Source organism: Actinomycetota bacterium (assembly GCA_035540895.1).
Lineage (GTDB): Bacteria > Actinomycetota > JAICYB01 > JAICYB01 > JAICYB01 > DATLFR01.
Genome location: DATLFR010000220.1, coordinates 1 through 12,650, shown reverse-complemented (window position 1 = coordinate 12,650; position 12,650 = coordinate 1). Strand labels below are relative to the sequence as shown.

The following is a 12,650-nucleotide window of genomic DNA, read 5'->3' as shown; positions in this document are numbered from 1 at the left end:
AGCCCTCACCGGTCACTTTCGGGGAGCCCGCCCCCGCGACGGCGAAGCGATCGAGGACGACGCAGACGCGCCCCGCCCCACAGGCACCGCGGCCCAAGCCGTCCAGCAACCCGTTCAGGGACATGCCGGGCGGGGGTGTGCTCGGCGACATGTGCAGCGGCGGCCGCTGCTAGAGCGCGGTCCCTCTCAGACGCCCGCGCCGCCCCACCCGCTGCAGGGATCGGCTGGCGACCTCTCCACGGGCTCTCTGGGCCACTCCCCCGCGCGCCGACGACGGCCGTCTTCGAAGAGCCTCCAGCACCCCGGCCCTAGACCGCGTGAACCTCCTGCCGGGTCCCACCAGGCCACCGTCGCATCGTCCACGCACGTGAAGTCGTCCCCCGGGTACGAGCATGCGGCGGACCAGGGACCGGCCGCTTCGTTCCAGGGCACTGCCCGGAACCCCTGTTCCACACTCGCCGGCTGCAGTCCAGGACCCGCCAGCTGGACCGCTTGGAACAACTGCCGCATCGACGTGAAGACCCCCGGATCGTTCGGGCAGATCGCGCTTGCATCGGCGCCCGCTCCCTGATCGAAGAGGGCGTTCCAGCACGCCGTCGCCTCCAGCGGGCTCCGCCTCTGGTCAGTGGACACGATGACCGGCCTCCTCCATTGGAGCGGGTCCTGGCGCGCGGCGTTCTGCTCCAGCTCGTGCGCACCGTCCCCCGCTACGACCCATTCCGGGAAGTACCCGGTCAGGGTGGCCGCCGCCGTCGGAGCCGTCGAGTAACCCTTCAACCAGAGGACCGTCGTGACCCCGCTGGCCCGGAACCTCGCCATCGCCTGGTGGGCGGCGATCGGATCGGGACCCGCGACGGGCACGACCACCGGCTCGTCACCCGCGACCGCGGCGTCGCACGCCGTGAGATCGTCCGTGACCCGACGGGCGAACGCGGCCTCGCCCGCGCTCGGGGCGGCGCTCCTGAGGATCCCGAAGACTCGCGGACGTCCCAGCATCGTCGGATCCCCAGCCAGGGCGACGGGTCGACCCGCCATCTGCGAGCAGACGAACGACGAGAAGAGCTTCGCGTCGAGGGCCGCCGACGGGTGATACCCCCACATGTAGGGAGCGGCGCTGGACAGGCCGACCTCCGAGACCGTTCGATGCGTCAGGAAGCTCATGGCTGCCCGCCTGGCGCTGGCCTGCTCGAAGACCAGCGAGGCGTCGCTGGTCAGGTTGAGGACGGCGAACGGTCTCACCCGCTCCCACACCAGCTGCGCGTCGGCCCGCCGCGCCGCCCCAGAGGCGTCCGCGCGCGCCGAGTACGCCCACCCCGACACGGTTCGCCCGTACGTCTGGTAGCGCTCGTTGAAGTGCCGTAGGAGCGCCCGGACCGCTCGCAGCCTGGTCGTCTCGGGCGATGCCGGCGGTCGCGAGAGGTCGGTGAAGGTCCCGGCTGGAGGGGGCACCTCGGGGCCTCGGCTCCCGAACGTGGGACGATCGTCCATGTAGACCAGGACCGTGACGCTGTCCCCCCTGACGCCCTGCCACGTCGAGCCGCCGTTCTCGCCCTCGTGGAAGGCTACGCACGGGGGCGACATCGGGTCCTCCGTCTGGCGGGGCGGGTCGCCCACGCACCGCTTCGTCGCCGGCTGCAGGCCGGCGTGAGCCGGCCCGACCGAGGCGTTCGGCAGCACGCCCACGAGCACGACGAAGGCCACGACCGACCTGACCGCGATCCCCCGCATATCCGGACCTTCGCCCCCCGACGGCCGATCCCTCCCGGGCGAGGCCGGTCGTGCCGGGGTTCAGCGGGTGGCGGCCCCCGAGTCCAGGACGATGGTCACGGGCCCCGCGTTGAGCAGGTCGACGTCCATCATCGCGCCGAAGACCCCAGTCTCGACCGGCACCCCTCGCTCACGGAGCTCCCGGCAGACCGCGTCCACCAGCGGCTCGGCTACGTCGGGAGGCGCGGCCTCCGCGAACGACGGACGTCGTCCCCTGGAACTGTCCGCGTAGAGGGTGAACTGGCTCACGACCAGGACCGAACCTCCCGCGTCGCGCACGGAGACGTTCATCTTCCCGGTGTCGTCCGGGAAGACCCGCAGTCCGGCTATCCGGTCCGCCAGCCACGCCGCGTCCGAGTCGGTGTCGCCCGTCCGGACCCCCACCAGCGCGAGGAACCCGGGCCCGATCCGTCCGACGACGGTCCCGTCCACGGTGACCGACGCGCGCGTGACCCTCTGGAGGACCGCCCTCACGTGCGCACGCGCGGCTTCACGCCTGGACGTCGCGCGCCCGCAGCGGGAGGACCCGGTAGATGTCGAAGACGCCCTCGATCCCCCCGACCGCCCGGACGATGTGGTCGAGGTGGGCTACGTCCCCCAGCTCGAACGCGTACCGGAGACGGGCCGTCCCGTCGCGCTTCGCCCAGGACTGCGAGGACAGGATCATCACGCCGGAGTCGGTGAGGGTCTGCGTCACGTCGCGCAGGAGACCCGGGCGGTCGAGCGCGGCCATCTGGAGCGTGACCACGAAGGTCGCGCGCTGCGTCGTGTCCCACGCCACCTCGACGAGGCGGCCGGTCTGCGAGCGCAGGGATGCCGCGTTCGGGCAGTCCGCCCGGTGCACCGAGACCCCCTTGCCCCGGGTGACGTAGCCGAAGATGTCGTCACCGGGGACGGGAGCGCAGCAGCGGGAGAGCTTGACCGCCACGTCGTCCACCCCGACGACGACGACACCGGTCGCGTCGTCGCTGCGCTTGCGCTTCTTGGGCAGCGGCACGGGAGCCGGCGGCGGCTCCAGCTCGATCTCCTCGGTCCGGAATATCCGTCGCAGCAGGGTGCGGAGCGTGTCCGAGGAGACCTTGTTCTCTCCGATCGCCTCGTACAACGTGTCGGGACCCGACGTCCTCGTCTCCGACAGCAGGGTGCGCCATGCGTCGTCGTCGATGGCTCCCAGCGATAGCCCCTCCCGGCGCAGGAGCTTGACGAAGGCGTCCTTGCCCGCGTCCCGGGCCTCCTCGCGGCGGTGCGCGGCGATCCACTGCTTTATCCGCGAGCGCGCGCGCGACGTCTTGACGAACCCGAGCCAGTCCTGCTTCGGGCCGGCGTCGACCGCCTTCGAGGTGAGGATCTCGATCGCGTCCCCCGACTCGAGGTGGGTGTCCAGCGGGACCAGCTTCCCGTTCACACGCGCGCCCACGCACCGGTGACCGACCTGCGTGTGGATCTGGTAGGCGAAGTCCACCGGGGTGGCGCCGCGCGGGAGGCACTCGACGTCCCCCTTCGGCGTGAAGCAGAAGACCTCGTCGTGGAAGAGCTCCAGGCGCAGCGACTCCATGAACTCGCGGGGGTCGCGGTCCTCCCGGAAGCTCTCGACGACCTCGCCGAGCCAGGGGACGTCCGCCCCGTCCGGCGCCCGCATCCCGGACTTGTACCGCCAGTGCGCGGCGATCCCGTACTCCGACATCCGGTGCATCGCGTGCGTGCGGATCTGGATCTCGAGGGACTTCCCCTGCGGCCCCATCACGGTCGTGTGCAGGGATTGGTAGCCGTTCGCCTTCGGCTGGGCGATGTAGTCCTTGAACCGGCCCGGGATCGGCACCCACAGCGTGTGGACGACCCCGAGCGCCGTGTAGCAGTCGGTCACGTCGTCGACCACTATCCGGACCCCGACCAGGTCGAGGATGTCGTCGAACTCGCGCCCCCGGTCGACCATCTTCTGGTAGACGGAGAAGTAGTTCTTGGCCCGGCCCCCGACCTCAGCCCGGATCTTCGCCTTCTCGAGGTGCCCGCTGAGCTCCTCGAGCACGGCGGCCACGTACCGGTCGCGCTCGGGCTGACGGCGCTCCACCAGGTCGACGACCTCCTGGTGGCGCTTCGGGTAGCGGTACCTGAACGCCAGGTCCTCGAGCTCCACCTTGAGCTGCTGCATGCCGAGGCGGCTCGCGAGCGGGACGTAGATCTCCAGCGTCTCGAGCGCCTTCAGCTCCTGCTTCTCCGGCGGGAGCGCGGCCAGCGTGCGCATGTTGTGGAGGCGGTCGGCCAGCTTCACGATGATCACGCGGACGTCGCGCGCCATCGCGACCGTCATCTTCCGGTAGTTCTCGGCGCGAGCGTGCTCGAGGGAGACGAACCTGACCTTGCTGATCTTCGTCAGGCCGTCGATGATCTCGGCCACCTCGTCGCCGAACGACTCACGCAGGTCCTCGAGCGAGGCATCGGTGTCCTCGACCGCGTCATGGAGCAGCGCGGCGACGATCGAGGTGGGGTCCATGCCCATCCCGGCGAGGATCATCGCGACCCCCAGCGGATGGGTGACGAAAGGCTCCCCGGACTTGCGCGTCTGTCCGGCGTGCATCTCCTCGGCCACCCTCCAGGCGCGGACCACGTCGGTCAGGTCCGCCTTCGGGTACTCCTCGCGGACGCGGGCCAGGAGAGGCTGGATCTCGGGCGGCGCGCTCGACTCCGGGGTGCGCCTGAGCTTGGACAGCACGGCCCGCAGCGGGCCGATGGGGGTCGCGCGCGACTGGACCACGACTCCAGTGTGCCTCACGTCGCCGGCGGGAGCCCGCCGCGACCAGGCGGGTCAGAAACGCTTCCGCAGGGCGAGGACGTTCGCGGCGAACCGCCGGGTGGCGGTGTCCGGTCCCCGCTTCCGGACCGAGGCCAGCCCCTGGAACCACCCGTGCAGGGCCGCCTCCACGTCTCCACCGGTCAGCTCGAGGAGGTGGGCGAGGAAGTGGCTCCCCATCCTGATGTTCTGCGCGGGATCGCGCGGGTCGAGGGGGGCCGTGTCCAGCAGGCGCCTGGACGTGTAGCGAACCGTGTCCGGGATCAGCTGCATCACGCCGACCGCGTCCGCGTACGAGACCTTGTGGGTCTGCCATCCCGACTCCTGCCAGCCGATCGCCATCACCAGGTCCGCGGGGACGCCGGCCTCGGCCGCGTACCGCGTGAAATGGGCGGCCAGGTGCCGCCGCGACGCGGGGACGAAGGACGGCACCACGTACTCGGACCGACTCCCACGGACGCTCGCGGAGCCCGGCACGGTGAGGCGCCTGCCGACCCGGACACGGTGGGGGTCGGACAGTCCGTTCGCGTCCTGCAGCGCCCGTACGGTCGTCCCATACCGCCGTGCGATCACGGTGAGGTTCTCCCCCCGACCCACCACGTGGGTGGTGGCGGTGGCCGCGCCCGGGGACGGGATCACGATCCGCCGGCCCGCCCGGACGCGGTTGACGTCGGATATCCCGTTGGCGCGCGCGATGTCGCGCACGGACACCCCGTGGCGCGCGGCGAGGTGGGTCAGCGTCTCGCCCCGGCGCAGGACGTGGTTCGGATGGGCGGCCACGGGGGCGGCCGACGCGAGGACCGCGGTGGCGGTCACGATGCTCCCCAGCGCGGCGATCCGTCGCATGCCGTCTCCGATCGCTCGCGAGTTGCGATTGTGACTAGATGAGGCTCTTGTTGCATACCGCATCACAGGAGCAGCCGCAAGGGGAGGGCGATCGAGGGCCGTGAGGACCTACTAGGTGAGCGAGGCCGCGGACGGCCAAGCGGCGTCGGCCTCGCCGGGCGGCCCGCCGAGGGAGGTGGTGGCGAGGACGTCCTCGAGCGCCGCCACCGCCTCGGGGTCGAACTGGGTGGCCGAGTTCGCGTGGATCTCCGCGATCGCCTCCTCGGCCGGCACCGCCGTCCGGTACGGGCGGTCGCTGGTCATCGCGTCGAACGCGTCCACCACCGCGAAGGCGCGGCAGGCGACCGGGATGTCGCGTCCGCCTAGCCGGTCGGGGTAGCCGCGTCCGTCCCACCGCTCGTGATGGTGGCGCACGATCCGCGTGATCCGCTCCTCCTGGAAGACCGGTATCCGCTCGAGGACCTGGACCCCCAGAACGGGATGCTGCCTCATCACGGACCGCTCCGCCGCGGTGAGGGGGCCGGGCTTCAGGAGGATGGCGTCGGGGATGCCGAGCTTGCCGACGTCGTGCAGGACGAAACCGAACTCGGTCGAGACGCGTCCCGCCTCCCGCCAGTCCAGGCGCTGCAGGACCGCCGTGGCCAGCCTGACGACCCGCCCGGAGTGCTCGCCCGTGGCCGCGTCGCGCGCGGCTATCGCCCCGGCCAGGGCCATGACCCCCACCCGCACGGCCCCCTCGAGGGCGTCGGCGCGCGACTTCTCGCGCTGGTAGAGCCTGAGCAGCTCCCCGCTCCCCCCGGCGACCATGTCCTGGCCTCCCAACATCGTCACGAACTCCTCGTCGGTCTCCCCGCGTGACTACGCACTGACTAGTACGTGACGGGTGGTTCAGACCTTACCGGTACCTTTCGTCCCCGGAATCCGTGCTGAGCACGGAGGTTGTAGATAACCAGTGGACGGCTGCCCGGTCCAGACCCACTTCCGGGGGTCGAGCAGGACATCCTGGGGTCCTTCTTCGTCGTTTGGCCGCGCCGCGCCTTTTATGCGACGATCGCGGTGGCACATCCCGTAAGCCGAGCCCCGCCGCGTGCGCGCAGGGGCCAACCGCGAAGGTAGGTGTTGTCTCACGATGAACATCGTCGTATGCGTCAAGCAGGTGCCGGACCCCAACCTCGAGCCTCAGCTCGACGGCACCCGGCTGAAGCGCGACGTCGCGTCGGTCCTCGACCCGGGTGACGAGTTCGGCGTCGAGGCCGGACTCCAGTTCGCCGAGGCCCACGGCGGCGGGGTGACGGTCGTGTCGATGGGTCCTCCGCAGGCGATGGAGGCGATCCGGAAGGCTCTGTCCATGGGAGCCGCGAAGGGGATCCTGGTCAGCGACGACGCGCTGCAGAACTCCGACGCACTGGCCACCGCGCGCGTGCTCGCCAAGGCCATCGAGCGCAACGGGTTCGACCTCGTCATCGCGGGCGTGGAGTCGACCGACGGCTACTCGGGCGTCGTCCCCGGCATGGTCGCGGAGCTCCTCGGCGTCCCGCAGGGGACGTTCGCCAAGCACCTCGAGCTGGCCGACGGCTCCCTCAAGCTCCACCGGCAGACCGAGCGGGGCTACGACGAGGTGGAGGTCGCGCTGCCCGCGGTCGTCACGGTGACGGCGGGCGCCAACGAGCCCAGGTACCCGTCCTTCAAGGGGATCGTCGGAGCCAAGTCCAAGCCGGTCGAGCAGCTGTCGCTCTCGGACCTGGGGCTCGGCGACGAGGCCCAGGAGACGCAGAACGTGTCGAACGTGTCGGACGCGGAGCAGCGGTCGGCCGGTGAGATCGTCGAGGACGACGGGACCGCCGCCGCCAAGATCGCGGACTACCTGCAGAGAGCGAAGGTGATCTGATGGCGAAGATCTGGGTCTACGCAGAGGTCGAGCCCGACGGGGCGGTCAACCCGACCTCGCTCGAGCTCCTCACGAAGGCGCGGTCGCTGGGCGACGCCGAGGCCGTCGTGCTCGGTCCGGGGGCCACGCAGGCCGCGTCGAAGCTCGGCGAGTTCGGCGCCGCCACCGTCTACGCGAGCGACGATCCGGTCTTCACCGAGTTCGTGGCTCAGCCGTCCGCCCACGCGCTTCACCAGCTCGTCGGCGAGCACCAGCCCAACGTGATCCTGTTCGCGACCGACTACGACTCCCGCGACGTGGCGTCCAGGCTCGCCGCGAAGCTCGGGTCGACGGTCGTCAGCAACGCTTCCGACCTCACCTCCCCGACCACGGCGCAGACGCAGATCTTCGGAGGCATGAAGATCGTGGACGTGGAGCTCGGCGGCCCGGACCCCAAGATCGTCCTGTTCCGGCCGAAGTCGTTCGCGGCCGAACCGGCCGGGGGCACGGCGAACGTGGTCGAGGTCAACGTCGAGGTGCCCGAGGAGGCCCGTAAGGCCCGCCGGGTCCAGCGCCACGAGGAAGCGGCGACGGGACCGAAGCTGGAGGACGCGGCCGTGGTCGTGTCCGGGGGCCGGGGGCTCGGCGACCCGAAGAACTTCGAGCTGCTCGACGCCATCTCCGCCGAGATCCGCGGCTCGGCGGTCGGCGCGACCCGGGCGGTCGTGGACGCGGGCTGGGTGCCCTACTCGATGCAGATCGGCCAGACGGGGAAGACCGTGAAGCCGGACGTCTACATCGCGGCCGGGATCTCGGGCGCCTCCCAGCACCAGGTCGGGATGAAGGAGTCGAAGAACATCATCTCGATCAACAAGGACCCCGAGGCTCCCATCCTGCAGATCTCGGACCTGGGGATCGTGGGAGACGCGCTGAAGATCCTGCCCCAGCTGGCAGAGGAGATCCGCAAGCGCAAGGGCGGGTAGCCCGGTCCATCCGGTTCAGAGGGGCGCGGCGAGGCCGCGCCCCTCTCACTTCCGGAGCAGGCTCGCGAACCCCAGCTGCAGGATGGACCGAAAGGTCCGTTCGGTCGTCTCGACGATGGCTCCGGCCAGCGCGTCGAGGGCCTCGGGACCGAGGTCCGTCCTGGACACGCGGCCGACCAGGCAGAGCACCGCCTCCCGCCCGTCGAACGAGAAGGCCACCCCAGACGCCGCGTGGTTGTGGCGGAGCAGGAAGCGGTAGACCTCCTCCCGGTTCTCGATCGGGTCGGGGATCACGTGGCTCACGGCCTTCAGGGTGCGTGCCCCGAGCGACAGCTCGATCGGGATCCAACGCCGGTTCGAACCGGGCAGGCGCACGTACCAGAACCCCTCCCGGACCCGCTCCCAGGTCGCGGGCTCAGGGAGATCGGCCAGCCAGGCCTCGACCATCTCGGGGTGGGTCACGCCGCCTCCACCAGGTCGGCCCAGACCGGGAAGTGGTCCGATGGCCAGCCGCCGTCCACGGGCTCCCGGTCGATCCCCGCGTCGACCACGGTCCAGCGCGCGTCGGCGAGCACGTAGTCGAGCTTCGCGTACCTCGGCCGTCCGTCGAAACGGTGGAAGGTCCGCCCGTCCGTCCCCGGGTGGGCCTCCCGGAACGTGTCCCTGAACCCGGCCGCCCGCAGCACCTCGAGGGGCGGCGTCTCCTCACCCGCGTTCAGGTCGCCGCAGATCAACGACGGCACCCCCAACCCCTCGGCCAGTCGGGCGATGGCCCGGGCGCCCTCGACCCGCGCCGTCGCGCCGCGGCTGTCCAGGTGCGCGTTGAGGACGGCCACCCGTCCGAGCGCGGCGTCATCGAGGACGGCCCAGGTGCAGACCCTCGGCGCCATCGCGTCCCACCCTCGCGAGCCGGGCACGTCCGGGGTCTCCGAGAGCCAGACGACACCACGGTCCACCAGCTTCAACCGGGCGCGGTCCCACGCCACCGGGAGCCGCTCACCGAACCAACGGCCGCGGGGCCTGCTCCAGACGCCGTGCCCGGGCAGGCGGCGCCGCAGGTAGCGCTGCTGGAACGACCGGACCTCCTGGAGGCAGACGAGGTGCGGGCTGCACCGCGCCAGCGCCCCGGCGACGCGGTCCCTCCGCCACGGCCACGAGTCGGTCCGGTCGAAGGCGAGCCCGTGGCGGACGTTGAAGGTCACCACACGCAGCGGCTGCGTCACCCGTCCATGCCCGGGTGGTCGGCGACGACGCACCCGAACCGGTCCGCCACCGCGGCGACCGCCTCCCGCGGCGCATCGGCGCCCACCATCCCGCGCAGCCGCGGCAGGACCACGTCATGCGCGGCGATGTCGCCGAGCATCTGTCCGTCGTAGGTCATCCAGGTGCACCCGTGGGTCTCCGCGTCGCGGAGGAACCCCGAGGCGGACGGCTGGCGTCCGACGACGAGGGCGCCCCCCGAGGCCAGGACCGGTGCGATCGCGTAACAGATCGAGGACGGGCGCGAGAGAGGCGCTCCGAACCAGCCGAGGTCGGACGGTCCGAGCGAGATCGCCTCGACGGTGTGACGGGCCGCGCGGAGCACGGCCTCGTTCGTCCACCGGACCGGACGCGTCCCCTCGTCGGCGATGGTTATCGCGAGGGTCTCGGCCGGCTCCGGTACCAGATCGGGGTCGAGGGGACGGGAGACCGCCAGCGCCGCCTCGAACGACTCCGAAGGCTCGACCAGTCCCGCGGGGGCTTCCCGGTCCAGGACAAGGAACCGTTCGGTGGTCACGAACGCCTCGAAGGTCAGGTCGTCCAGCGACGAGGCGTACTTGGGCTCCACCAGCAGGAGGTCGACCCCCGTCTTGGCCAGGTCCTCGGCGAGGTCGGCTCCCTTGCGCTGGGGGTCCAGACCGACGAAGGACGCTCCGGACAGGGCACAGCCGAGCAGGACGGCGACCGCGTCCGGACCGGCATCCGCCAGGAGCCCGACCCGCCTCCCGTCGCCGGCGCCGGGCAGGTTGGCGACCCGGCACGACCTCTCGAACACCTCCGCCCGCGTCAGGTGGCGACCCTCGAAGAGGAGCAGGGTCCGGTCGGGTTCGGCCTCCACCCGTTCTCGGAAGACCTCGGCCAGGCAGTCGAACGTATCCATGGTCGGACCTCCTGGGAGCGCGGATCGCGCCGGTGGACCCACCGGCGGCACCATCGTGGCGAGCCCACCCCTGTTGCCGCAACCGCTCCCGCCGGGTGACACTGCTTGGCTCGTGAGCGAACATCCGGAGCTCGCCGCCGAACAGGCGTACGTCGACCGCGCCTACGCCGCCCTGCACGAGATGAGGGCGGATGCGGCGCGCATCGCCGAAGGCGTGTTGGACGAGTCGACGGGGGGGACCCACCAGGCCCGCTACGAACGGGACGTGTTCGTGCAGACCGCGCTCCAGCGGCTCCACCAGCTGGACATCGGCGACCACCCCCTCGTCTTCGGACGGATGGACCGCGCCGACGGCGACCGGTACTACCTGGGCCGGGTGGCCGTCTCCGGCCCGGACCGCTCCCCGCTGGTCGTGGACTGGCGCGCCCCGGTCGCCGAGGCCTTCTACCGCGCCACCGGACGGGAGCCGATGGACCTCACCCTCCGGCGCCACTTCTCGTGTGAGAGCTCCCGGATCGTCGGCATCTCCGACGAGCGGTTCGGCAGCGGCGAGGACGGGGACGGGGTCGATCTGGGGCTGGCCGGACCCGGGGCCCTCCTCGCCGCCCTCGAGCGGACGCGCACCGGTCGGATGCGCGACATCGTGGCGACTGTCCAGCGCGAGCAGGACGAGGTGATCCGGGCGCCGCTCCCCGGCATCCTGATCGTCCAGGGGGGACCCGGGACCGGGAAGACGGCCGTCGCCCTGCATCGGGCGGCCTACCTGCTCTTCACCTACCGGCGCCACCTCTCCTCGCGGGGGATCCTGGTGGTCGGGCCCAACGACGTCTTCCTGCGCTACATCGACCAGGTCCTGCCCGCCCTCGGCGAGTCCGGGGCGGGCCTGACCACGATCGCCGGGATGGTCCCGGGCGTGACGGTGCGCGGGTCGGAGCCCGATGACGTGGCCCGTCTGAAGGGCGACGCGCGCATGGCGAGGGTCATCAAGCGGGCCGTCCAGGACCGGCAGCGCCCCCTGCGCCGCGACACGACCGTCCCGTTCGGCCGCTACGGGCTCACCCTGTCGCGGAACGACTCCGAGCAGATCGTGCGCACGGTCCGACGGGGCCCCGGCTCCCACAACCGCAAGCGCCGCCAGCTCGTGAAGCTCGTCCTGCGCCGGCTCTACGACGAGTACCGCAAGGCCGCGGACGCCGAGCTGAAGGGAGGGGCGCTCGGCGAGATGTCCTTCGAGGAGCTCGCGTCAGAGCTGGGGGCGGAGCCGGAGATGCGAAGGATGCTCGACCGGATGTGGCCCGCCCTGTCCGCCCGCGAGCTCCTGCACGACCTCTTCAGCTCTCGCCCGCTGCTCGCCTCCGCCGGACGCGGCGTCCTGGCTCCCGACGAGGCGGCGCTGCTCCACCGCGCCCACTCGGAGAGCCTGAGGGATATCGTCTGGACCCTCGCCGACATGCCGCTGCTCGACGAGGCCACATCGCTGCTCGGACCGAAGCGCGGCACGGACGAGGACGAGGGCCCCCGCACGTACGGACACATCGTCGTCGACGAGGCGCAGGACCTGTCCCCCATGGCGCTGCGCATGCTGGCCCGCCGCGCCCCCCATGGATCGATGACGCTCGTCGGCGACATCGCGCAGGCCACCGGCCACCACGCGCCGGACCGGTGGGACGAGGTGCTCCGGCACCTGCCCACCGAGCGCGGGATCGTCGTGAAGGAGCTGGGGGTCTCGTACCGCACACCGGCCGAGATCCTCGAGCTCGCGAACCGGGTCCTGCGCCGGGCCGCTCCGCACCTGAGGCTGCCCGAGCCGGTCCGCTCGACCGGGATCGCGCCCGAGGTGAGGTCGGTATCCGACGTGGGAGCGGAGGCGGCCGGTATCGCGAAGCGTCACGACCCGGGCGAAGGGACGCTAGCGATCGTCTGCTCCCCCACCCAGGTCGACGACGTCATGACCGCGCTGGCCGACGCCGGGGTGGCGTTCGGCGACGCCGTGGTCCACGGCCTGCAGCAGTCGGTCACGGTCGTGCGGGAGGACGTCATGAAGGGGCTCGAGTTCGACGAGGTCGTCGTCGTGGAGCCGGCCCGGCTGGTCCGCGAGTCGCCCCAGGGCGACCGGGCGCTGTACGTCGCTCTCACGAGGTCCACCCGGAGGCTGTGGATCGTGCACGCCGAGCCGTTGCCCGACGCGATGGGAGCCGAGCGGCCGGACTAGCCCGACGCGGGCGGCGCCTCGGTCGGCGGCGGGGGCGGTGGCTGGGT

Annotated in this window: 11 protein-coding genes; 3 read left to right on the top strand and 8 right to left on the bottom strand. The window is 71.7% G+C overall.

From position 1 onward, the window contains the following. Positions 1-186: 186 nt before the first annotated feature. From VM840_12285 to VM840_12265, 5 genes are all read right to left on the bottom strand, one after another. Positions 187-1,728, bottom strand: a complete 1,542-nt coding sequence (locus VM840_12285; GenBank protein ID HVL82357.1) for a hypothetical protein — start codon at positions 1,726-1,728, stop codon at positions 187-189. Positions 1,729-1,788: 60 nt separating this feature from the next. Then, positions 1,789-2,241 carry a D-aminoacyl-tRNA deacylase gene (gene dtd, locus VM840_12280; protein ID HVL82356.1) on the bottom strand — a complete coding sequence of 151 codons (453 nt, stop codon included), beginning with the start codon at positions 2,239-2,241 and terminating at the stop codon, positions 1,789-1,791. A 16-nt stretch (positions 2,242-2,257) separates the two neighbouring features. Then, a complete protein-coding gene (locus VM840_12275) occupies positions 2,258-4,537 on the bottom strand; it encodes a bifunctional (p)ppGpp synthetase/guanosine-3',5'-bis(diphosphate) 3'-pyrophosphohydrolase (GenBank protein ID HVL82355.1) in 2,280 nt (759 codons plus the stop codon). 33 nt (positions 4,538-4,570) lie between these two features. Then, on the bottom strand, positions 4,571-5,401 hold the full coding sequence (locus tag VM840_12270) for a LysM peptidoglycan-binding domain-containing protein (GenBank protein HVL82354.1): 831 nt from the start codon (positions 5,399-5,401) through the stop codon (positions 4,571-4,573). Between the two features lie 111 nt (positions 5,402-5,512). After that, positions 5,513-6,226: an HD domain-containing phosphohydrolase gene (locus VM840_12265; GenBank protein HVL82353.1), complete on the bottom strand. Its 714-nt coding sequence runs from the start codon at positions 6,224-6,226 to the stop codon at positions 5,513-5,515. A gap of 304 nt (positions 6,227-6,530) precedes the next feature. Between VM840_12265 and VM840_12260 the strand changes: the two genes are divergently transcribed. Both VM840_12260 and VM840_12255 read left to right on the top strand, forming a co-directional pair. After that, positions 6,531-7,289, top strand: coding sequence for an electron transfer flavoprotein subunit beta/FixA family protein (locus VM840_12260; GenBank protein ID HVL82352.1), 759 nt, complete (start codon positions 6,531-6,533; stop codon positions 7,287-7,289). Further along, positions 7,289-8,251, top strand: coding sequence for an electron transfer flavoprotein subunit alpha/FixB family protein (locus VM840_12255; GenBank protein ID HVL82351.1), 963 nt, complete (start codon positions 7,289-7,291; stop codon positions 8,249-8,251). The genes VM840_12260 and VM840_12255 overlap by 1 nt, the downstream gene beginning before the upstream one ends. A gap of 45 nt (positions 8,252-8,296) precedes the next feature. Here VM840_12255 and VM840_12250 read toward each other — a convergent pair whose 3' ends face one another. From VM840_12250 to VM840_12240, 3 genes are read right to left on the bottom strand one after another with little or no spacing between them, the layout of a single operon-like run. Next, positions 8,297-8,713, bottom strand: a complete 417-nt coding sequence (locus VM840_12250; GenBank protein HVL82350.1) for a hypothetical protein — start codon at positions 8,711-8,713, stop codon at positions 8,297-8,299. Continuing rightward, positions 8,710-9,474 carry an endonuclease/exonuclease/phosphatase family protein gene (locus VM840_12245; GenBank protein ID HVL82349.1) on the bottom strand — a complete coding sequence of 255 codons (765 nt, stop codon included), beginning with the start codon at positions 9,472-9,474 and terminating at the stop codon, positions 8,710-8,712. Before VM840_12245 ends, VM840_12250 begins: the two co-directional genes overlap by 4 nt. Further along, on the bottom strand, positions 9,471-10,391 hold the full coding sequence (locus VM840_12240) for an AMP-binding protein (GenBank protein ID HVL82348.1): 921 nt from the start codon (positions 10,389-10,391) through the stop codon (positions 9,471-9,473). The genes VM840_12245 and VM840_12240 overlap by 4 nt, the downstream gene beginning before the upstream one ends. A gap of 112 nt (positions 10,392-10,503) precedes the next feature. On the opposite strand from VM840_12240, the gene VM840_12235 reads away from it, so the two are divergent. Further along, positions 10,504-12,603, top strand: a complete 2,100-nt coding sequence (locus VM840_12235; protein ID HVL82347.1) for an AAA family ATPase — start codon at positions 10,504-10,506, stop codon at positions 12,601-12,603. The last annotated feature ends 47 nt before the right edge of the window (positions 12,604-12,650 follow it).